Source organism: Nereida sp. (assembly GCF_965655635.1).
Lineage (GTDB): Bacteria > Pseudomonadota > Alphaproteobacteria > Rhodobacterales > Rhodobacteraceae > Nereida.
Window position 1 is genome coordinate 39,626 of sequence record NZ_CBFHHE010000007.1, and the last position, 20,811, is coordinate 60,436.

The following is a 20,811-nucleotide window of genomic DNA, read 5'->3' on the forward strand; positions in this document are numbered from 1 at the left end:
GTACCAGCGATTAGTTTGACTGCGCACCTGACCAAGTTATCAGGACCTCTCCGAGAGGGCCTGATGCGCCACCGACCCCTGCGATTTCTTCAGATGAAGGCCCCGCTAGAACGGCGGTAACCGAAATTTGAGTGCTGCCTTCAAGAATGTTGCCGGCTCCCAACGTGCCAAATCCAATTGCCGAAGCATCTGTTTGCGTGCCGTTCAGTAAGGTCGGGCCGCTGAATTCAATGTCTGTGATTTCGATCATCTCTGCACCCATAGGATTATAATTCGCCGCCCCCGATTGGCCGATTGTAGTGCCACCGCTACGGACATTATCGGCAAGGACATCAGCGCGACCAGCGTCACCAATAAAACGTAAGGTCGTACGTGCGTCCATTGTTACGGCGTAAGTTGCGGTACCGTCCGTGACCTGAGCAATCGCAGTACCCTGATAAACAGTCGGAACTATTGGAACCGCAGAATTGGCAGAGGCCCGCACAGCGAGCTTTATATCCCCTCCAACCGGCGAAATGGGAAAAACGTGCTGCCGGCCCAAACCCAAAGCATTTTCAATCAACCCAACGCTGATCTGATCAATGATCAAATTTCTGTTAGTCAAGTTCGCTTCCGTTTGACCAAGAGCAGTTTCAAGAGACAGGCTATCAATACCCAAGGTTGCGACAGAAACAATAACATCTGGGTCAGGTGTAGGGTCAGAGGGGTCAGGTGGATCAACAGGAGGATTGACCACAACCGGTCCACCGCCAGTTGTTGCGCCGCCACCACCGCCACTTGCGATTAATGTCACAATAAATAATGCGGCAACTACCGCCCTACACACAAACTTAAAAAACATAGATGACATAGATCACAGCAGGTTTAATAAACGGCTAATCACACCCAAAAGTCACCAACAGATAAAGTATCAAGACCAACCCCCCACAACTCAATCATAGTGCCCTCAAGCGACAATTCTGCGTGACCATTCGAGTTGGCGTAGAAATGATTAAGCGCTGACTGACGGGACGAAATGCCGTCAAAGCCACTCAATTCCAAACGATCGATTCCCACATCAAAATCTGCGCCAGTCACCACGGCCTGATCCGTGAGAGAAGTACGCCCAATCACATCATTGCCATGCAGTGGGCGGAACACAAATACGTCAGCACCGTAGCCGCCATTCAGAATATCGTCGCCACGGCCACCTTCCAATGTGTCGTTACCCCAGTACAAAAACGCACCGAAGTCACCCACCAGAATGTCGTCACCTGCACCGCCTTCAAGGGTGTCATTGCCATAACCACCAAGCAGCGTATCCGCGTTTTCAGAAAAACTCGCCAAATCACCATCAATCAACTGATTGGCGCCACTCAAAGCCAGCAGAAAATCATTCCCGATACCGCCCTGCATTTCGCACCACCGTTTGTATCAAAAATGCTATCATTTCCCGGATTTCCCTCGAGAATGTCGCGACCCCCACCGCCCAAAAGTATGTCATGACCATCACCACCCGACAGGCTGTCTCCGCTTTGGCTGACAATATAATTGGCCGCGTAATTTGCGTGAGACAGGTCGGTACTGTTCAGACCGTCAGAAGCCCAACTGATTGGCGCACCGCTTGCGGTTACTGATTGTGTACCAAAATTCAACGTGATGTCCGGCGCATTGGCTACAATCGCTTCCGCATCAATGTCAAAGCCACCGGCATCAAGCGAGACCGTCTCGAACCAATCATTTTGAAAGCCAAAAACGCCCAGATATGTACCTGGCTGATTAGCAAAGACTGCCAAATCACGCGGCCGCATATCTTCATTTGGCTCGCCCCAAACGTGGCGAACCTGAAAACTCAAGCTCAACATAAAACTCACCCACCTATTACCCTAGCGGGAAGCTAACCGCGCGGGGTTAACGCAGCTTCAGCGCAACTAGGCAATTGAATGGTCAGTTTGTGGCGGAAATTGGACAATAAAAAACGGCGGCCTGCAGACCGCCGTTATCTAAAACTTAATGAAAACTTATCCTTAAATGAGCAAAACCTGAGTGCCCACTTTGGTCAAATCAAACAGCTCTTGGACATGTTCATTATAAAGACCAATGCAGCCGTTTGAGGAACGCCGTCCAATCTTGCGCGTGTCATGGGTGCCGTGGATACGGTAATACGTCCAACTCAGGTACAGCGCATGGGTCCCAAGCGGATTGTCCGGACCAGGGCCAATGAAGTCGGGCCATTCGGGGTTACGTTCTTTCATCGAAGGCGTTGGACGCCAACTTGGGCCATCTACTTTTTGCGTGACCCGTGTGCGCCCTAAACGAGTCAAGTCATCTGAAAGCGGCACACTGGTGGGGTAGAGTTTATAAACGCTCTCGTCCTCGGACCAATAATGCAGCGCGCGAGACGTCACATCTACAAGCACGGCACCATTCTTGAGATTGCTAAAGTAAGGCTGCCACTCAAGCGCGCGAAAGCTTGAGATATTGCGACGAACAACTTCTGAGATGTCGCGCTCAACCTCAATTTCCTCATCCAAGGCCAATGCTGGGCTGGCCAATGACGTCGCGGCAGCGCCGACAAACGCGCGGCGGCTCAAGTTAAAAGTGTCGCTCATCAATATCGCTCCTGGTAAAACCATTTAAGATGTAATTATTGCCTGAAAGCAGCACTAGCAAATCAAACAAGCGTTAGATCGCCACGATTTTTCTAATCTGGGTTTGATCTACAACGGTGTTGGTTTACACGTTGAGAAAGTTTTGAGGTTTAATTGATATGATCCGTCCCATTCTTCTTTCGCTGGCAGTTGCGCTTTCATTGGCGGCTTGTACCCCGATTACGTCAGGACAGCTGGCAATCGACGGAAAGCCTCGGCCAAAGCTCTATCAAATCCGCGAACGTGATACCGCCAAAATCCAGTTCCGCACGCTGGATTCAGTAAATGCGCTGCGCCAAGCGTCCGGAGCAGGACCAATCGAACTGAGTGCTGAGTTAACGGCGGCAGCAGCCACACACGCGCGCGATATGTCGGTGCAAAATCGACCATGGCACTTTGGCTCTGACGGGTCATCCCCATTAGACCGTGTTGCACGCGCTGGATACTCAGGTGCATTCATCGGTGAGGCAATCTCGGAAACTTATGAAACCGAGCTAGAGACGTTGGCCGCATGGATGGAAGAAGAAGGCACACGCCGTGTTATTCTAAACACCGATGCAACTGAAATGGGTTTTGCATGGTTTCAGGAAACAAACGGCAAAATCTGGTGGACATTGGTTTTAGGTGAGGCTGCCGCAACACCCCAAAAGCCGATACCCTTAGGGTAAAATCACAATTGGCGTTCCTGTTTGGACCATTGAGTAGATTTCCGTCATCTCACGATCTGTCACGGCTATGCATCCCCACGTCCAATCCCCTCGCGCCAGCTGAAAGCGCGGGCCGCGACCATGGATGAAAATGTCGCCACCCGGTTCAACGCCTGCAGCCTTGGCGACAGCCACATCGTTTGCATTTGGATATGAAATGCCCAGAGACAGATGATACGCACTATTAGGATTGCGCCGGTCGATGAAGTACGTGCCCTCAGGTGTCCGGCCATCGCCTTCGGCCTTTTTATGGCCTTCTGGCGCGAACCCCAGACCAATGTTATAGCGACGCAGAACGCGCTTATTATGCATCAGCCACATTTTGCGGCGTGATTTTGAAACCGTAATCTGCGTAACCTTAGGACCACGGTAAGCTTTAGGCACTCCCATAAGGCCGCATCCCGCAAGCCCAAGGCCCATAAGCCCAAGAAGAAACGTTCGCCGTTGCATCAATACCTGCCCTCAGTTTTTCACTGTCTTTCGGCACATTTACTGCAAAACGCTACTATCACAAAGACATTACTGAATACGGCCTAAGGCTCGCGAAACGCCTCACGCGATTTATACAAAGGCTTCAAGAGATACTGCAGCACAGTCTTTTCGCCCGTATGAAGCTCTACTTGCGCCTGCATCCCGGGCCGAATCTCAATGTATGCTTGCCGTTCGTTCAGATTTGCCAAATCAACCTGAAGTGTCACTTTGTAATGTGGTCAGAGTGATGCAAATTTACCGCGCAAGGACGCTTGCGACTTCGACATGATGGGACCACCTGAATTGATCCAAAACCTCCAGTTTTTCCAAGGAAAATCCAGCTTTCGTCAATGCCTCTACATCACGCGCGAAGGTCACGGGGCTGCATGAAATCATCACAACCTTACGCACCTCACTTTCGATAATCTCTTGAACCTGCGCCTCAGCACCGGCGCGCGGTGGATCAAGCACAACAACATCAAATTTACACAACTCATCGGGCATCAGTGGCCGTCTAAACAAATCACGCGCCTCGGTGGTGACCGAATGAAGGCCGCTGGCCATGCGCCAACCTTTGGCCAACGCATCAATCATCTCGGCTTCACCTTCAACCGCGTGAACAGCCGCATGAGCCGCCATTGGCAGGCTGAATGTGCCACAACCTGCAAACAAATCTGCAACTTTCGCGGCACCTGCGATGTTGTTGATGATGAACGCTTCAAGCGCCAACTGACCGTGTTCCGTGGCTTGCAAAAACGCGCCGGACGGTGGCGAAACCGCCGCTTTTCCCATCGTCAATTGCGGCGGTGTTTCCATGGCCAACAACTCACCATTCCAAGTCAGGCGTACAACCCCGTGGCGAACAGTCAATTGTGCCAAAGCCGCCTGCTCTTGCGGGCCAGCAGGCTTTGCACCAGCAACATCCAAATCAATGCCCGTATTGGTAACGGTGGCGGTAAACTCAACCTCTCCCTTGCGTGAGCCATACTCAACTGTCAGCTGCTCCAACACTGGAATGAGGCTTAGCAGATCGGGATGAAGGATCTCACAGTTGGGCACCGCCAAAACAGTGTGAGACGCGCGGCCATGAAAACCCACAAGCGCCCCTGACTTCGTCCGCTTACCTGTCAGTTTAGCGCGCCGACGGCTTTGTGCTGGACTGGTATGAATGGCATCCACCGCACGCTCAATCCCGCGTGAGGCAAGCGCCGATTGAACAACCTCTTTCTTCCAGTTGGACGCAAAATCATCATGTGCATGCTGTAAGCTGCAACCACCACAGCTGTTGTAATGTGAACAAGGTGCTTTGATGCGGTGGTCAGAGGGCGTCTGAATTACCGGCTTTGGCATGATCTGACCATCGATCTCGCCCTTCACCACCTCCCCTGGCAACGTGCGCGGTACGAATATCGGTCCTGCTGCAATCCCGTCACCTTTATAGCCAAGCCGTTCAATCGTCACTTCAGCCATTTTCCAGCCCTTCAATTAAGTCATCTTTTGTCAGTGCAAAATCAGATGCAATCCAGCGGTCTTTTGCATCCCGAAGGGCCGCGCCCAACTTAGCGCCCGAATACGCCGGCATAAGGTCGGCAGCAACCAAAGGGAAAACTGCCTCTGCTCCACGGCGAACGTCATTTACCCCATTCAATGGTTGCTCAAACATCGCGGCGCACAGGGCAAGGCACAACGCACCAACCTCAAATCCATGTTCATGACCCAATGCGCCAGCCGCGGTCATTGATCCCATCTCCGCACGGTAGATCGCAAACCGTTTCTGCTGTGCGTTGCTTAACCGCAACGTCGAAACATCACCCGTGACAGCTGCAAGCCGCGCCATTGGATCGACAGCTAACTGCGCGCTTAAATGCACAAAAACCGGCAGTACGTTCGTGACCCCGCCTTCAACAACGGCATTCAGAACCCCAGTTTGCGCCATTGCAGATACCGCAAGGCTTGGGTCAGGCGCAGTCATGAGCTTGACCATTTCGGCGCCGATACGCTCACGGGCGATTTGCCCTAACCCTTCGATACCACCAGCGCAGGCTGCCAGAGCATCCGCATCTAGCCCCAGATCAGAATTCCCGTACCAAGCCTGAAATCTGAAAAACCGCAGAATGCGCAAGTAGTCCTCGGCAACGCGATCATCCGCATCACCAATAAACCTGACATGGCCCACATGAAGGTCAGCCAGACCGTTCAACGGATCGATCACCTCACCACTTTGGTTGGCGTACAATGCGTTCATTGTAAAATCGCGCCGCTTAGCGTCTTCAAGGATTGATGTAGAAAAAGCCACTATTGCGTGCCGTCCGTCCGTCTCAACATCACTTCTGAATGTAGTCACTTCAAACGGGGAGCCATGTGCCACAACAGTGACTGTGCCATGCTCGATACCTGTGGGAATAACGCGAAGGCCTGCTGCTTCTGCACGCGCAATTACGTCGGTTGGAACAAGGGACGTAGCCATATCCAAGTCAGTTATATCACGCCCCATCAACGCGTTTCGCACACATCCGCCCACGACATACCCCTCGCCGCCGTCGGCGTTGAGTAAGGCCAAAACAGTCTGCGGTGCTTTTGCTTGCAGCCAGTCAAATTGTGTCATTGCGCCGCCTCCGCGAGCGTTCTTAGCATGCGCGCTGTGGCCCCCCAAATGTAATAAGGGCCAAATGGCACCGTATAATAAGACCTCCACGTACCGGACCAGCGGCGCGACTGCACCGAATACCTGTCCACATCCAAAAGATGATCAAGCGGCACCCAGAAAGCTTCGTCCACTTCGCCAGCTTCACAGACCACTTCAAAAGGTTCTTGCAACAAAGCAACAACAGGTGTCACATCGAAGCTTGTGACAGTTATATGTGTCGGCAGCGTTCCAAGCACATCTACCACACCGCCAGGCAACCCAACTTCCTCACGCGCCTCACGCAAGGCGGTTTCAATCACATCCACATCTACGGGGTCTTGCTTGCCACCAGGGAACGCAATCTGGCCTGGGTGATGCCGCAGCCTTGCAGAACGCTTTGTCAGCAAAACTTCCTGCACGCTCGCGTTTTCACGTATCAAAACAAGCACTCCCGCAGGGCGCGTTTTGCTCGTTGGGTGGGGCAAATCAGGATTTAGATCAAAATCGGATGAGGCTCCCTGCGCAGTCGCAAGGAACCCCAACACTTGAGATCTTAGATCAGTCAGAGGCACCTTCTGCCTCGAATCCAACTGTCTTTGGGTCCAATTCGTAGTGTGCGCCACAGAACTGGCAATCCGCCTCAACCAACCCCTCATCGGTGGTCATGTGACCAATGTCTGAGGCAGAATAAATTGATAGGCTTTGCTTCACACGCTCCTCAGAGCATGTGCATCCAAAACGAACGGGCTGGGCTTCATAGACTCGCGGCTCTTCCTCATGGAACAAACGCAGCAACAAATCGGTTGGCGATACGGATGGGCCGATCAGCTCAAGCTCCTCGACAGTATCAAGCAACACATTTGCGCGCGTCCAGTTTTCCGCCGCATCGTCCTCCAGAAGATCAGAGGCTGTAACCAGTGCCTCACCAGATCCATCCGGAGCATCTTTCTTTGCCATCAAAGGCGACGCCTTGGGCATGTGCTGCAACATCACGCCGCCTGCGCGCCAGCTTTCCTGCTCATCCGCTATTGTGGAGCGGCCGAAAGTGAGCGCAAAGCGCGTTGGCAGTTGCTCGGATTGAGCAAAGTAAGCCTCAGCACAAGCTGACAGGGAACCACCCGCAATCGGTGTGATACCCTGATAAGGCTGGGTGCCTTTGCCTTGATCAATCAGGATCGCAAAATAACCATTACCGATTTGGTCGTAACCATTACCGTTCAGATCGATCGCCTCTTTGTCATAGCTGGCATAGGCCCTGATGCGTGCGGGCTCTCCATCATCGGTAGGGCCGTAGTAATCCGTCGCGATCAAACGCACCGGACCATTGCCGCGCACCTGCAAAGACAGCTTCCAACGCAGCGCGATAGTTTGACCGATAAGCGCCGTTAACAGCGACATTTCCGCCACGAGCGCCTCAATCAGCGGTGGATAATCATGTCGCGCCAAAACGTGATCCAGCACGCCATCAAGACGCGCAACGCGGCCTCGAATATCCGATTGATCAAGTTGGAACGGTAGGACAGTGTCGTCCCAAGCGATTTTCGATGTGTTCGACATGTGATTTCCTAAGCCGGGTCGTGGCGACATATCGTGGCAATATAGGCACGTAAAGCACGCAAAAAAGGGGCAGCACCATGATGATGCGAATTGGAGAGACACCAAAGGCAGGTCAGCGCTATGTTCATCGCCCCGGAGCCTACGCTATTTTGCGACGTGGAGGCGATATACTTCTGACCTTTCAGGAACGCCCAGAACCAGAATTTCAACTTCCTGGCGGCGGCGTTGAGATTGGTGAACATCCAATCCCGGCCCTGCACCGTGAAATCTTGGAGGAAACCGGCTGGCGCGCTGCTAATCTTCGAAAGCTGGGTGCCTTTCGTAGGTTCACGTTTATGCCCGAGTACGATCTTTGGGCCGAAAAGCTGTGCTCCGTTTACGTGGGAACACCTGTTTTGAAATTGAGTGAGCCAATTGAAAAAGGCCACCATCCGGTTTGGATGCCGATGAACGAGGCAGTTGACGCATTAGGCAATGATGGTGACCGGATGTTTTTGAGTAGCCTTATTGAGCAGCTCTGAACCCGAGTGAAATCGCCGACAAATCATCTTCAAGGTCATCAGAACCAGTAAACCGCGTGACCTCATCAACGACTTGATCCAAGAGGCGGCCCCCACTGAGGGCGCGACTTCGCTCTAGCAACTCGCAAAGCCCATGTTCTGCAAACATCTCACCTTTTTTGTTCAGCGCCTCAGTGATCCCGTCTGACCCAATAAAGACCCGATCACCGGCATAAAGTTGAACATGAGACAATTCATATGACGCACCATCGATCAATCCCACAGGCAATCCGCCTGCGCCAAGACGCTGAACCGAGCCCGCACTTCGCTGCAGGATCGAGTGCGGATGGCCTGCTTGGCAAAATGAAAAATCTCCCGTCTCTGTATCAATCACACCATAAAGAATAGTGAAATAGTGTTCTGTCGCAATTTCTGAAAACATCATGTCATTGAGACGTCGGACAACCCGTTCCGGAGAAACGGCCGCGGGACTACCCGCATTGTTCTCAATTGCGACGTTTTATACGGGATCACCAGCCGAGAGATACCCCGCAAGACGCGCCGTCATTAACGCGCTTGATACCCCGTGAACCGACACATCAAGACCAAACAGACCCACCTGATTTTCATTAATCTTGAAGTACCCAACCAGATCGCCACCAACATGACCGCTAGACCGCAATCCAAGCGAAATGTTTGCGCGACCAAAGTTTACATTTGGCTCTGGCAACAGCGACATTTGAAGCGTTTTGCCTGCTGTAAGTCGCGGTCCAAAATATCATATAGGCGCTGAATCTCGCCCAACGCGCCGGCGATCTCGGCGTTTCGGATAAATAGCTCACGTTGCATTTCCACAATCCGGTGGCCTGCACCCAACCTCGCCTGAAGTTCAGAACCGTCCACCGGCTTTGTCAGGAAATCATCCGCGCCTGCTTCAAGCCCAAACGCAATATCAGCCGCATCACCCTTGGTGGTGAGCAGCACAAAATACGTGTAGGTTCCGTCTTCCATCGCGCGAAATTTTTGGCAAAACTCGGGCCCTGTTAGTTGCGGCATCATCCAATCGCTAATGATAACATCAAACTGCGCGCTGTGGCACATATTAAGCGCCTCTGCCCGATCCGTCGCTTGAGTTACATGATAGCCACGTGCCTCTAGAATTTTTGATAAGATGCGCCTTTGAAGTGCACTATCATCAGCAACCAACACGCGTTTGGCTACATTCCTGGCGTTTTCTGGCTGTTCTAAAATCATCCGACACGGGTGTCACGAAGGCTTGAAGATAAAGTTAAGATTCCCTCGATTTCAGTCATGTTAAATTAAAACTCTTTGCCGATATCTGGTGTAATACCCGGGGAATAAAATGATTGATTGGGCGCAAGTCACGGCATTGCAAAGCGACGTCGGTGACGAGATATTTGATGAAGTTGTTAAAATTTTTGACATTGAACCGCGCGAGCTTCTTAGCGCGCTTGAGGGCAGCAAAACAGATGCTGAGCGCTCTAAAATTGCGCACAGTATTCGCGGAAGTGCCGTTAACGTCGGCATGTCTGATGTGGTTGAAGCCGCAAAACAGATCGAACAACAGCCCGAAGATATTGCTCACGTTGCTACCTTGCGACAGGCCTATGATACTACGATCAATGTGTTTCTAACCAACCTTGGTGCCAAGCGCCTAAATCAGGAATTCGGCTAGCGCACCATCATTGGTGATGTCACGGTAGCCAAAGCCACCCTGCTCCATCAACTCCGTAAGACGCGTGAAGCTGGATGGATCAGTGGTTTCGATACCAATCAAGACAGACCCAAAGTTGCGCGCCGATTTCTTGAGGTACTCAAACCGTGCAATGTCGTCACTGGGTCCAAGCATGTGAAGGAAGTCTTTCAAAGCGCCGGGTCGTTGAGGCATCCGAAGAATGTAGTACTTCTTCAAACCGGCTGATCGCTGCGCCCGCTCTTTCACTTCCGGTAGCCTTTCGAAATCGAAATTACCGCCCGAAGCGATACAAACCACCCGCTTGCCCCGAATATCGTCCGAAATGTCTTTGAGTGCATCAATTGCCAACGCGCCCGCAGGTTCGAGCACGACACCTTCGGTATTCAACATATCCAACATGGTTGTACAAATACGGTCCTCGGCAATTCTAATGACGCGATCCAGTGATGTGTCCTTTAGAACCTCAAACGTTGCATCGCCTATTTGCCCAACCGCCGCACCATCAACAAAAGTATCAACATGATCCAGCGCAACCGGCACACCCGCCTCAAGCGCTGCCGTTAGATTTGCTCCGCCTTCAGGTTCAACCAAGTACAAATCAGCATCAGACCCCTGACTTGCCATGTAAGCAGTCACGCCCGATGAAAGACCGCCGCCACCCACGGGTAAGACAATCACGTCAGGCGCAGCGCCAAGCTGTTGCATCATCTCGACTGCAACTGACGCCTGTCCTTCAATCACATCTGGGTCATCAAAGGGTGATAGAAAATGCGCGCCCTGTTCATCACAATAAGCGCGTGCGGCAGCCAAAGTACTGTCGAAATAATCACCAACCAACACAATCTCGATCGCATCCCCACCGAAAATACGTGTTTTATCAATCTTCTGCTGCGGCGTTGTTACTGGCATAAATATCACGCCGCGTCGCCCAAAATGCTTACATACATAAGCAACGCCCTGAGCGTGATTTCCCGCACTCGCGGCCACAAACAACTGCTGATGCGGGGTCTGCGCCAAACATTTGCGCATCGCATTAAATGCACCACGAATTTTATAACTGCGCACAGGCGTCAGATCTTCTCGCTTTAACCAAATATCAGCATCGTACATTTCGCTAAGGTGCGCATTTCTTTGAAGTGGCGATGCCTCGAACAAGGCGCGCATTTCTGCCTCGGATGCTTTGGCTCTTTGTACAAAATCAGTCATGTGCATTCCTTCTGGTCATGCCACCCTATCACAGAACAATGTTTCAGAAAGCAGCATCCCTTGCCGCAGGTAACAAAACGGATTATCCCGCCGCCATACGTGATCAGGAGAACGCCAATGTCTGCACCAAAAAAAGTCGTCCTTGCCTATTCAGGTGGCCTCGACACATCCATCATCTTGAAGTGGCTGCAGACAGAATATGGCTGCGAAGTGGTGACTTTTACTGCGGATTTGGGTCAAGGCGAAGAACTTGAACCTGCGCGCGCCAAAGCTGAAATGATGGGCGCTTCTGACATCTACATTGAAGACGTACGTGAGGAATTTGTTCGGGATTTCGTTTTCCCAATGTTCCGTGCCAATGCCGTTTACGAAGGTCTTTACCTGCTCGGTACCTCAATTGCGCGGCCACTCATCTCAAAGCGCCTTGTAGAAATTGCGGAAGAAACGGGCGCAGACGCGATTGCGCACGGCGCAACCGGCAAGGGCAATGACCAAGTTCGCTTCGAACTGGCTGCGTACGCGCTGAACCCTGACATCAAAGTCATTGCTCCGTGGCGTGAGTGGGACTTGTCCAGCCGCACCAAACTGATCGACTTTGCTGAGAAAAACCAAATCCCAATCGCTAAAGATAAGCGCGGCGAAGCGCCATTCAGCGTTGACGCAAATCTGCTGCACACCTCGTCTGAAGGTAAAGTTCTGGAAGACCCGGCCGTAGAAGCCCCCGATTATGTCTACCAGCGCACGGTCCACCCCGAAGACGCGCCGGACACACCTGAATTCATCGAGATCGGCTTTGAAAAAGGTGACGCAGTAAGCATCAATGGCAAAGCAATGTCGCCTGCCGAAGTGCTGACCGAATTGAACACAATTGGTGGCCGCAACGGTGTGGGTCGCCTTGACCTAGTTGAGGGCCGTTTTGTGGGCATGAAGTCACGCGGTATCTATGAGACGCCAGGCGGAACTGTCCTGCTTGAAGCACACCGCGGCATTGAGCAGATCACTCTGGACCGTGGCGAAGCGCACCTCAAAGACGAACTGATGCCACGCTACGCGGAACTGATTTATAATGGTTTTTGGTTCAGCCCAGAGCGTGAGATGCTTCAAGCTGCAATCGACCACTCACAGCGTCACGTAACCGGTACTGTTAAGCTGAAGCTTTACAAAGGCTCCGTGCGCACAGTCGCACGCTGGTCTGACCACTCGCTTTATTCAGAAGCACACGTCACTTTCGAAGATGACGCAGGCGCTTATGATCAAAAAGATGCAGCAGGCTTTATTCAGCTGAACGCACTTCGCTTGAAACTTCTCGCCGCGCGCGACCGTCGTCTCAAGTAAGACACATCAGTTAGGTTTGAGACATTGCTTTGACAGTGTCTCGTAAATTGGCAAAGCGCGCTCCAACAGGGGCGCGTTTTCTTTTGTGACTTCGGGCAACGGCCCCTCAGCACCAGAAAATCCGGTACTATTGTGCACAGTGCCGTACCAGTGATCCGCCCAAACGCCATCAAAATCCTTGGGGCCGCGTGGCCACGAAAGCATCGCCTCATCAAACGGAATGCCCAGCGCATCACAAAGTTTACCAAGCATTTGCTGCGGATCAGCGCGAATATCTGCACTATCAATCACTACACCGCCAAACGTCTCAAACAACTCAAGCTGCTGCGCAAACCCAAGGTCGTCAAACGTGGGGCTTTCCCGTTTCGCCTGATAGCTGGCAATCACTCTCGCTGGGTGCCGAATAAGAAAGGCGTTCTTTACATCGCTAAGCCAGTCACGTGAAAATGTCGGCAACATATGGTGTGTCATATGCTTTTCATACTGCATCGTTTGAGGTTGGGTCAGCGCCATAAGCGCATCCTGCGCGTTTGTTGGTTGGCTTGCTAATATCGCGTCCTGCATAGGGTGAACCAAACCTGTTTGCGCCAAATAGGCGGCATACAACGGCTCATCAATTGCGATGCAATCTGACCGGTTTCCGAACGCATACATCATAGCCGTCGACAGGTTGCGCGGGCCTGACCACATGGCGATACGCGTCATTGTTGATCGACCAATTTCTTATAAAGCTCGCGCAAGCGCATGGTCATAGGCCCCATCTCACCTGTCCCAATCTGGCGTCCGTCAATGTGACTAACTGGAGTTTGCGCGCCGAATGTACCCGTCAAAAAGGCTTCATCCGCGCCATAAGTATCAACAAGTGAGTAATTTCGTTCAAATACTGGGATGTCGTTGGCGCGACACAGATCAATCACCTTCTGGCGCGTGATGCCATTCATGCAGTAATTGCCCGTACTGGTCCAAACCGCGCCTTTACGCACAATGAAAAAGTTGCAGGCATTAGTCGTGTTCACAAAGCCATTAACATCCAACATCAGCCCTTCGTCAGCGCCAGCTTTTTCAGCAGCAATACATGCAAGGATACAGTTCAGTTTGCTGTGCGAGTTCAATTTCGGATCTTGGGTCATTGGCAAGCCTCGTAGATGAGGCACAGTCGCCAGCTTGATTGGTCGCGGAATTTTGGGTTGTGAGTGCTCCATAATGATCACGAATGTCGGACCATTTTGACTTAGGCTTGGATGCTGAAACGGCCGCGTCTTTGGACCCCTTGTCACCATAAGCCGCGCGTGGGCATTCGTGGTCATCTCATTTGCAATGCGGGTCTGTTCCAGTGCAATGCGCACTTCTTCTTGGGTTTTACCGATATCCAGATCAATCGCTTTTGCAGCCTCAAACAGACGGTCCAAATGCTCATCCAGAAAAGCCCAAACACCGTTATAAAGACGCAAGCCCTCCCAAACACCGTCGCCCAGCATAAAGCCGCTGTCGTAAACGCTAACCACAGCCTCGGCTTTTGGCACAACACAGTCATTCAAATAGATCAAAAGCGCTTCATTTCGGGCGTCTTCTTCGGCTTGGTGGGTTGTTACGTGCTCATTCATAATTTTGCATCCTGCACATCTTTAAGGTCGGGTATCACATCAGCCGTACCATGACGCGTCACCATGATCGCAGCGGCTTGGACAGCTAAATTTAGAGACTGCTCCAGCCCAAAACCACGATCAAGCCCAGCCGCAAAGTACCCAGTAAACGTGTCACCGGCACCCGTAGTATCAACTGCATCTACTTTGACCGCCGGCACATCAAGCCTTGTGCCACTGTCATAAACAGTAACGCCATCTGAACCCTTGGTGATCAGCACCTGCGCAATGCCAAACTCCGACACCTCTTTGCCAGTCGCATCTTGGAGCTGGCCTGCCTCGACCTCGTTCAACACAAGAATATCGATCAGCCCATCAAGCGCAATAATTGCGTCGGCCGAAAATGGCGCGGCAGCATACATCACTCGCAGACCAAGTTCTTTTGCAATTTTAGCCGCTTCATGCTGACCATTGGTTTCATTCTGCGTAACGAAAATATCACCGGCGTTCGCCTCACTCAGCGCAGAGCCAATCAGATTTTCAGGGATAACCCCGTTTGCGCCTGAATAGAGTATGATTTGGTTCTCACCACCATCATCAACAGTGATAATCGCATGGGCCGTTGGTTCATCCACGACCGCAATAAAACGCGTATCCACACCGTACTCCAAAAGCCGGTCTCGCCACTTTGTACCATCCCCACCCACAGCACCGATATGACAGACACGCGCCGCAGCGCGCGCGGCAGCCACAGACATGTTTGCGCCCTTGCCGCCCAGCCCAATCGTCAACGACCGAGAGGCCAACGTTTCTCCGGCAATGGGCAGCTTATCGACGCGGTAGGTATGGTCGGCGTTGATCGACCCCAGGTTCCAAATGGTCATGCATCACCCCACATTGCAGGCAGCAATGATTGCCATGTTCAAAATATCTGTCTCAGACGACACGGTCGAACAAATCTGAATCGGGTGATCAACGCCCGTCAGGATGGGCCCCAAAATAGTAGCCCCCGCCATCTCTTGCATCAACTTCACACTAATGGACGCTGAGTGACGTGCAGGCACGACCAACACATTCGCAGGTCCAGTAAGTCGTGAGAACGGATAGCTTTTTTGTGCTGCCGCATTAAGCGCCACATCAACGGCCATTTCGCCCTCAAATTCGAAATCAACGCCCTTTTTTTCAAGCAATACGGGCGCCAAGTGCATCTTCTCAGCGCGCTCTGACACCGGATAGCCAAAAGTGGAAAAGCTGACAAACGCCACGCGAGGCACCAAACCAAGTTGCCGCGCAACACCCGCACCTTTAATGGCGATGTCGGCCAAGTCAGCCTCGTTTGGCCACTCATGAACAACCGTATCACCAATCAGAACAATCCGCCCTTTGTGCAAAATGGCAGTAATGCCTACCGCGCCATCACCAGGGCCCAGATCAAACACATGGTTCATCAAATCCAGAACATGAGCAGATTTTCGTGTGGCTCCTGAAACAAGTCCATCTCCGTGACCATGGGCAAGCATAAGTGCAGAAAACACATGGCGGTCACGCGCAGCAAGGCGGTGCACATCAGATTGATCAAACCCTTTACGCTGTAACCGTTCATACAAGAACGATTTATACATTGGCAGGTGCGGAGAGTTTTTGGCGTTCACCACCTCAAGCTCTCGGTAGGCATCGCCCATCCCTGCTGTAGTCAACAGGTCCTTAACATCAGCCTCACGTCCGACGACCAGCGCCTTGCCAAGGCCAGACCGCTGATACTGCACAGCGGCACGCAATACCCGTGGATCATCTCCCTCAGCAAAAATCATCCGCGCTTGCGCACGTTTTGCCCGCGCATGAATGCCCCGCAAAATAGACGCAGTTGGGTCCATTCTTGATTTCAGATTAAGTGTATACGCCTCCATATCCACAGTCGGGCGGCGCGCTACACCAGTGTCCATACCTGCCTTCGCGACAGCAGGTGGGATCACATGGATCAAGCGTGGATCAAACGCTGTTGGAATGATGTAATCACGACCAAACGTCAGCTTACGGCCATATGCAACGGCTACCTCATCAGGTACATCTTCACGGGCCAACTCCGCCAGCGCACGCGCACAAGCAAGCTTCATTTCGTCGTTAATCGCCCGAGCGTGAATATCTAGCGCACCGCGGAACAAGTACGGAAAGCCCAACACGTTATTCACTTGGTTCGGGTAGTCACTGCGCCCCGTAGCAACGATAGCATCAACGCGCACCTCATGCGCTTCTTCAGGCGTGATTTCCGGATCTGGATTTGCCATCGCAAAAATAACAGGGTTATCCGCCATAGAGGCAACCATCTGCGGGGTAACGGCACCTTTTGCAGAAACACCCAAGAACACGTCACAACCAACCATCGCATCCTCAAGGCTGCGCGCATCAGTGCGCGCAGCGTGTGCGGATTTCCATTGATTCATCCCTTCAGTGCGGCCTTGGTAAATCACACCTTTCGTGTCGCACATGATGCAGTTGTCGTGCTTAGCCCCCATCACCTTGATCAACTCAAGACACGCGATACCAGCAGCACCTGCTCCGTTCAGAACGATTTTCACGTCCTCAATCTTCTTACCCGATAGATACAGCGCATTAATCAGGCCCGCTGCACAAATCACCGCTGTCCCGTGTTGGTCGTCATGAAAGACAGGGATATCCATCTCTTCCTTCAGACGCTGCTCAATGATGAAACACTCGGGCGCTTTGATATCTTCAAGGTTCACACCACCAAACGTAGGACCCATCAGCTTCACAGCATTCACGAATGCATCCACGTCTTGGGTATCCAGCTCGATGTCGATGCTGTTTACATCCGCAAGTCGCTTAAACAGTACCGCTTTACCTTCCATCACTGGCTTACTTGCCAAAGCACCCAAGTTCCCAAGGCCCAAAATCGCTGACCCATTGGAAATGACCGCCACCAAGTTGCCCTTTGTCGTATAATCATACGCTGCCTCCGGCGAGTCCGCGATGGCCTGAACAGGCACAGCAACACCTGGTGAATACGCCAACGACAGGTCCCGCTGGGTGGTCATTGGAACAGTCGCGGAAATCTCAAATTTTCCTGGAGTTGGCTGCAAATGAAACGCTAAAGCTTCGGCATCGGTGACTTTGGTGTTGGACATCGTTTTTAGGCCTTTGTTTCGATTACGGAAGTGATAGCGCTCTGGATTGACACAAACAACGGTTTTGGGGTTTCGGCGACTTCGCCCTGCGGTTAGTTTTCACAAACACCGTTTGACCTTGGGGGATCCGATGGCGGCGTCTGCGCACACAACCACACCCATGATGGCCCAATATCTTGGCATCAAAGAAGAATACCCTGACGCGCTATTGTTCTATCGCATGGGCGATTTTTACGAGTTGTTCTTTGATGATGCGGTTCAGGCCGCCTCCGCTTTGGACATCGCACTTACCAAGCGCGGCAAACACAACGGTGAAGATATCCAGATGTGCGGTGTGCCGTTTCATGCAGCCGAAGGATATCTGCTGACACTTATACGCAAAGGCTTTCGCGTTGCCGTGTGCGAACAGCTGGAAAGCCCAGCCGAGGCGAAAAAGCGCGGACATAAGTCTGTCGTCAAGCGCGGTGTTGTGCGACTAGTCACCCCCGGGACCTTGACCGAAGACAGCCTGCTAGAAGCGCGCCGTAACAACTTTCTCTGCGCCTACAACGAAGTCCGATCGGACGGTGCCATTGCATGGGTCGATATCTCTACGGGTGAGGTGCGCGTTTTGTCGTGCAAGCGTTCACGCTTATCCCCTGAGCTGGCGCGTTTGCTACCTAAGGAAGTTCTTATCGCGGATGCAATTGAACGCGATTGTGCAAAAATAGTGTCTGATATTGGCGGTGCGCTTACGGTGCTTGGTGCATCAAGTTTCGACAGCACACGAGGTAAAGAACGGCTAATGGAGGCGTTTGAAGTCGCATCTTTGGACGCGTTCGGCACCTTCAATCGCGCAGAGCTCGGCGCACTTGGCGCCGTTATTGACTATCTCGATATCACGCAGAAAGGGAACATGCCCCTACTGCAGCGGCCCATTAGCGAAGACGAAGGGGGCTTGGTTCAGATCGATGCCGCCACCCGCCGGAACCTTGAAATCACCACCGGCATGAACGGTGGGCGTGACGGCACGTTATTGCAAACCATCGACCGCACAGTAACTTCGGCAGGCGGGCGTCTGCTAGAGCGGCGTATCAACGCCCCTTCCCGTGATGTTACCCTAATCAACGACCGCTTAGATGCCGTTGCGCATTTTCTATCTGATCCATTATTGCGTGACACGGTCCGAGAAGCACTGCGCAAATGCCCTGATATTGAGCGCGCCTTGTCGCGTATCTCTCTGGACCGGTCTGGACCACGTGACCTTGCCGCTATCCGCAACGGACTTCAGCAAGCAGAAGATCTTTTCGCAAAGCTGCCGGAGGTTGGCCTGCCAACTGATATCGACGCCGCACGAACAGCACTTAACGGCCACAGCGAACCGGTCGCACTTTTGGCTGACGCACTGATCGCTGAGCCACCACTGTTGGCGCGCGATGGCGGGTTCATCGCCGAAGGGTATGATGCTGAACTTGATGAAGCTCGTAAACTCAGCAACGAGGGCCGAAGCGTGATCGCCTCAATGCAGGCCGATTTTGCTGAGAAAACGGGCATCTCATCACTCAAAATCAAGCACAACAATGTCTTGGGTTATTTCATTGAAACAACTGCTCTTCACGCTGAAAAGATGCTGTCTGCGCCGTGGTCTGAAACTTTCATCCACCGCCAGACCACAGCAAACGCAGTGCGCTTTACCACCGTGGAACTGTCTGATCTTGAAACGCGTATCCTAAATGCAGGTGGTCGTGCGCTTGAGATCGAAAAGCGGATCTATTCCAGCCTAACTACCGCCATTTTGGAAACCGCAGCGACAGTCGCCACCACATCATCTGCACTTGCAGAACTGGATGTGTTTGCCGCGCTCGCCGATATTGCAAGTGGTGAAGGCTGGACCCGACCCACCGTTGACACCTCTGGCGCATTTGAAATTGAACAGGGTCGCCACCCAGTTGTGGAACGGTCGCTCAAGGCGCAAAACGCCACGTTCGTGGCCAATGATTGCACACTGACCAAATACGAAAGTAATGCTGCCGTTTGGTTGCTAACGGGCCCGAACATGGCGGGTAAATCTACGTTCCTGCGCCAAAACGCGCTGATTGCTCTGATGGCACAAATGGGGTCGTTCGTACCTGCTGCCCGTGCGCATATCGGTGCCGTCTCACAGCTTTTCAGCCGCGTAGGTGCCTCGGATGATCTGGCGCGGGGCCGCTCAACGTTCATGGTTGAGATGGTGGAAACGGCGGCTATTTTGAACCAAGCTGATGATCGGGCCTTGGTTATTCTGGACGAGATTGGTCGCGGAACAGCAACCTATGACGGCCTATCAATTGCATTGTCAACGCTGGAATATCTGCACGACCAAAACAAATGCCGCGCATTATTTGCGACCCATTACCATGAGATGACACAGCTCGCGGACAAAATGGACGGCGTCAGCAATGCGACAGTCGCTGTCCGGGAACATGACGGCGACGTCATCTTTTTACACGAAGTTCGAAAAGGCGCTGCAGACAGGTCTTACGGCGTGCAAGTCGCAAAACTCGCAGGGCTGCCGCCAATGGTTATCGCCCGCGCACAATCAGTTTTAGAGGCGCTTGAAAAAGGTGAACGCGAGGGAACGGCGGGCCAAAAGGCTATCGTTGATGACTTGCCGCTTTTCTCTGCTACGCCTGCCCGCCCAGCGCCTATAAAAGAAGAAGCCAACGCAGTTGAAGCCGCGTTGGCTAAAATTCTTCCAGATGAGATGTCCCCAAAGGACGCGCTAGACGCCCTTTATCAACTAAAAGCGTTGACTAAGCCGGCGTAGAAGAAACACCAACTTGCGCGGGGCGCAGCAAACGATCGTGCAGCATAAAGCCCTCGGCCATTACCTGAATGATGTCACCGGCTTTGGTGCCCGGCACGGGCGCTTCAAACATCGCCTCGTGGTTTTGCGGATCAAAGCGGTCCCCGGCTTCAGGTGAAATCACAACGATACCGTGCTTGCCAAAGACGCTGATCAACTCACGCATCGTCAGCTCAATACCCTCAAGCAGCGCTTTGTTCGCCTCACGCTGTTCGTCAGTCACAGTTTCCAATGCGCGCTTCATGTTGTCGTAGACTGGCAACATATCCCGCGACAATTTTGAACCGCCGTAATTCTCGGCCTCACGGCGATCACGATCCGAACGCTTGCGCGCATTTTCAGCATCAGCAAGCGCACGCATGAAGCGATCGCGATAGTCATCACGCTCAGCCTTAAGTGCATCAAGCTCCAACTCTTCGTCAGAGAAATCGACATCCGCCTCTTGATCCAGCTCCGCCTCAGCTTCTGCCAAATCATCGAGGAAGTTCGTTGGTTCCTGTTCTGCCATATCT

23 protein-coding genes and 1 pseudogene are annotated in these 20,811 nt (G+C 52.5%); 5 read left to right on the forward strand and 19 right to left on the reverse strand.

Features of this window, described 5'->3' with window-relative positions; translation table 11 throughout:
- Nucleotides 1–10 precede the first annotated feature (10 nt).
- The 4 genes from ACTF5M_RS03760 to ACTF5M_RS03775 all read right to left on the reverse strand — a co-directional run bounded on the left by ACTF5M_RS03760 (nt 11) and on the right by ACTF5M_RS03775 (nt 2,591).
- Entirely contained in the window at nt 11–793 is a 783-nt protein-coding gene (locus ACTF5M_RS03760) for a hypothetical protein (RefSeq protein WP_438959746.1), read from the reverse strand.
- An 86-nt stretch (nt 794–879) separates the two neighbouring features.
- The gene (locus ACTF5M_RS03765) at nt 880–1,395 is read right to left on the reverse strand and encodes a hypothetical protein (protein ID WP_438959747.1); all 516 of its coding nucleotides are present in this window, start codon (nt 1,393–1,395) and stop codon (nt 880–882) included.
- Complete coding sequence (locus ACTF5M_RS03770) at nt 1,356–1,844, reverse strand: hypothetical protein (protein WP_438959748.1); 489 nt, start codon at nt 1,842–1,844, stop codon at nt 1,356–1,358. The genes ACTF5M_RS03765 and ACTF5M_RS03770 overlap by 40 nt, the downstream gene beginning before the upstream one ends.
- Nucleotides 1,845–2,006: 162 nt before the next feature.
- A complete protein-coding gene (locus tag ACTF5M_RS03775) occupies nt 2,007–2,591 on the reverse strand; it encodes a L,D-transpeptidase (RefSeq protein ID WP_438959749.1) in 585 nt (194 codons plus the stop codon).
- Nucleotides 2,592–2,749: 158 nt separating this feature from the next.
- Between ACTF5M_RS03775 and ACTF5M_RS03780 the strand changes: the two genes are divergently transcribed.
- Nucleotides 2,750–3,298, forward strand: coding sequence for a CAP domain-containing protein (locus ACTF5M_RS03780; protein WP_438959750.1), 549 nt, complete (start codon nt 2,750–2,752; stop codon nt 3,296–3,298).
- Here ACTF5M_RS03780 and ACTF5M_RS03785 read toward each other — a convergent pair.
- The 6 genes and pseudogenes from ACTF5M_RS03785 to ACTF5M_RS03810 all read right to left on the reverse strand — a co-directional run bounded on the left by ACTF5M_RS03785 (nt 3,290) and on the right by ACTF5M_RS03810 (nt 7,991).
- Nucleotides 3,290–3,787, reverse strand: a complete 498-nt coding sequence (locus ACTF5M_RS03785) for a L,D-transpeptidase family protein (RefSeq protein WP_438959751.1) — start codon at nt 3,785–3,787, stop codon at nt 3,290–3,292. The two genes, ACTF5M_RS03780 and ACTF5M_RS03785, sit on opposite strands and share 9 nt — an antisense overlap.
- 83 nt (nt 3,788–3,870) lie before the next feature.
- Nucleotides 3,871–4,047, reverse strand: a pseudogene (locus tag ACTF5M_RS03790) (transporter); the annotation flags it as partial.
- A 16-nt stretch (nt 4,048–4,063) separates the two neighbouring features.
- Nucleotides 4,064–5,278 carry a class I SAM-dependent RNA methyltransferase gene (locus ACTF5M_RS03795; protein ID WP_438959752.1) on the reverse strand — a complete coding sequence of 405 codons (1,215 nt, stop codon included), beginning with the start codon at nt 5,276–5,278 and terminating at the stop codon, nt 4,064–4,066.
- Entirely contained in the window at nt 5,271–6,413 is a 1,143-nt protein-coding gene (locus ACTF5M_RS03800; RefSeq protein ID WP_438959753.1) for a CCA tRNA nucleotidyltransferase, read from the reverse strand. Before ACTF5M_RS03800 ends, ACTF5M_RS03795 begins: the two co-directional genes overlap by 8 nt.
- Nucleotides 6,410–7,000, reverse strand: coding sequence for a CoA pyrophosphatase (locus tag ACTF5M_RS03805; protein ID WP_438959801.1), 591 nt, complete (start codon nt 6,998–7,000; stop codon nt 6,410–6,412). The genes ACTF5M_RS03800 and ACTF5M_RS03805 overlap by 4 nt, the downstream gene beginning before the upstream one ends.
- Nucleotides 6,993–7,991: an Hsp33 family molecular chaperone HslO gene (locus ACTF5M_RS03810; RefSeq protein ID WP_438959754.1), complete on the reverse strand. Its 999-nt coding sequence runs from the start codon at nt 7,989–7,991 to the stop codon at nt 6,993–6,995. Before ACTF5M_RS03810 ends, ACTF5M_RS03805 begins: the two co-directional genes overlap by 8 nt.
- A 77-nt stretch (nt 7,992–8,068) precedes the next feature.
- Here ACTF5M_RS03810 and ACTF5M_RS03815 point away from each other — a divergent pair, with 77 nt between their 5' ends.
- Nucleotides 8,069–8,512, forward strand: a complete 444-nt coding sequence (locus ACTF5M_RS03815; protein ID WP_438959755.1) for an NUDIX hydrolase — start codon at nt 8,069–8,071, stop codon at nt 8,510–8,512.
- On the opposite strand, the gene ACTF5M_RS03820 is transcribed toward ACTF5M_RS03815, so the two are convergent.
- The 3 genes from ACTF5M_RS03820 to ACTF5M_RS03830 all read right to left on the reverse strand — a co-directional run bounded on the left by ACTF5M_RS03820 (nt 8,496) and on the right by ACTF5M_RS03830 (nt 9,745).
- Nucleotides 8,496–8,936, reverse strand: coding sequence for a PP2C family protein-serine/threonine phosphatase (locus ACTF5M_RS03820; protein WP_438959756.1), 441 nt, complete (start codon nt 8,934–8,936; stop codon nt 8,496–8,498). The two genes, ACTF5M_RS03815 and ACTF5M_RS03820, sit on opposite strands and share 17 nt — an antisense overlap.
- Before the next feature lie 75 nt (nt 8,937–9,011).
- A complete protein-coding gene (locus tag ACTF5M_RS03825) occupies nt 9,012–9,230 on the reverse strand; it encodes a hypothetical protein (RefSeq protein ID WP_438959757.1) in 219 nt (72 codons plus the stop codon).
- Nucleotides 9,203–9,745, reverse strand: a complete 543-nt coding sequence (locus tag ACTF5M_RS03830) for a response regulator (protein WP_438959758.1) — start codon at nt 9,743–9,745, stop codon at nt 9,203–9,205. Before ACTF5M_RS03830 ends, ACTF5M_RS03825 begins: the two co-directional genes overlap by 28 nt.
- A gap of 109 nt (nt 9,746–9,854) precedes the next feature.
- Between ACTF5M_RS03830 and ACTF5M_RS03835 the strand changes: the two genes are divergently transcribed.
- Nucleotides 9,855–10,187, forward strand: a complete 333-nt coding sequence (locus ACTF5M_RS03835) for an Hpt domain-containing protein (protein WP_438959759.1) — start codon at nt 9,855–9,857, stop codon at nt 10,185–10,187.
- Here ACTF5M_RS03835 and ilvA read toward each other — a convergent pair.
- Nucleotides 10,167–11,414 carry a threonine ammonia-lyase IlvA gene (ilvA, locus tag ACTF5M_RS03840; RefSeq protein ID WP_438959760.1) on the reverse strand — a complete coding sequence of 416 codons (1,248 nt, stop codon included), beginning with the start codon at nt 11,412–11,414 and terminating at the stop codon, nt 10,167–10,169. The genes ACTF5M_RS03835 and ilvA overlap by 21 nt on opposite strands.
- A gap of 117 nt (nt 11,415–11,531) precedes the next feature.
- On the opposite strand from ilvA, the gene ACTF5M_RS03845 reads away from it, so the two are divergent.
- Nucleotides 11,532–12,749: an argininosuccinate synthase gene (locus ACTF5M_RS03845; protein ID WP_048598546.1), complete on the forward strand. Its 1,218-nt coding sequence runs from the start codon at nt 11,532–11,534 to the stop codon at nt 12,747–12,749.
- 6 nt (nt 12,750–12,755) lie between these two features.
- Here ACTF5M_RS03845 and ACTF5M_RS03850 read toward each other — a convergent pair whose 3' ends face one another.
- From ACTF5M_RS03850 to ACTF5M_RS03865, 4 genes are read right to left on the reverse strand one after another with little or no spacing between them, the layout of a single operon-like run.
- Nucleotides 12,756–13,454 carry an HAD family hydrolase gene (locus tag ACTF5M_RS03850; protein ID WP_438959761.1) on the reverse strand — a complete coding sequence of 233 codons (699 nt, stop codon included), beginning with the start codon at nt 13,452–13,454 and terminating at the stop codon, nt 12,756–12,758.
- Nucleotides 13,451–14,353: a D-amino acid aminotransferase gene (locus ACTF5M_RS03855; RefSeq protein WP_438959762.1), complete on the reverse strand. Its 903-nt coding sequence runs from the start codon at nt 14,351–14,353 to the stop codon at nt 13,451–13,453. The genes ACTF5M_RS03850 and ACTF5M_RS03855 overlap by 4 nt, the downstream gene beginning before the upstream one ends.
- The gene (locus ACTF5M_RS03860; RefSeq protein ID WP_438959763.1) at nt 14,350–15,216 is read right to left on the reverse strand and encodes a ribokinase; all 867 of its coding nucleotides are present in this window, start codon (nt 15,214–15,216) and stop codon (nt 14,350–14,352) included. The genes ACTF5M_RS03855 and ACTF5M_RS03860 overlap by 4 nt, the downstream gene beginning before the upstream one ends.
- A gap of 3 nt (nt 15,217–15,219) precedes the next feature.
- Nucleotides 15,220–17,475 (reverse strand): NADP-dependent malic enzyme, encoded by a 2,256-nt coding sequence (locus tag ACTF5M_RS03865; protein WP_438959764.1) that lies wholly within the window; start codon nt 17,473–17,475, stop codon nt 15,220–15,222.
- 130 nt (nt 17,476–17,605) lie between these two features.
- On the opposite strand from ACTF5M_RS03865, the gene mutS reads away from it, so the two are divergent.
- The gene (gene mutS, locus ACTF5M_RS03870; RefSeq protein WP_438959802.1) at nt 17,606–20,260 is read left to right on the forward strand and encodes a DNA mismatch repair protein MutS; all 2,655 of its coding nucleotides are present in this window, start codon (nt 17,606–17,608) and stop codon (nt 20,258–20,260) included.
- On the opposite strand, the gene ACTF5M_RS03875 is transcribed toward mutS, so the two are convergent.
- Nucleotides 20,247–20,807, reverse strand: a complete 561-nt coding sequence (locus ACTF5M_RS03875) for a nucleotide exchange factor GrpE (RefSeq protein ID WP_438959765.1) — start codon at nt 20,805–20,807, stop codon at nt 20,247–20,249. The genes mutS and ACTF5M_RS03875 overlap by 14 nt on opposite strands.
- Nucleotides 20,808–20,811: the final 4 nt, after the last annotated feature.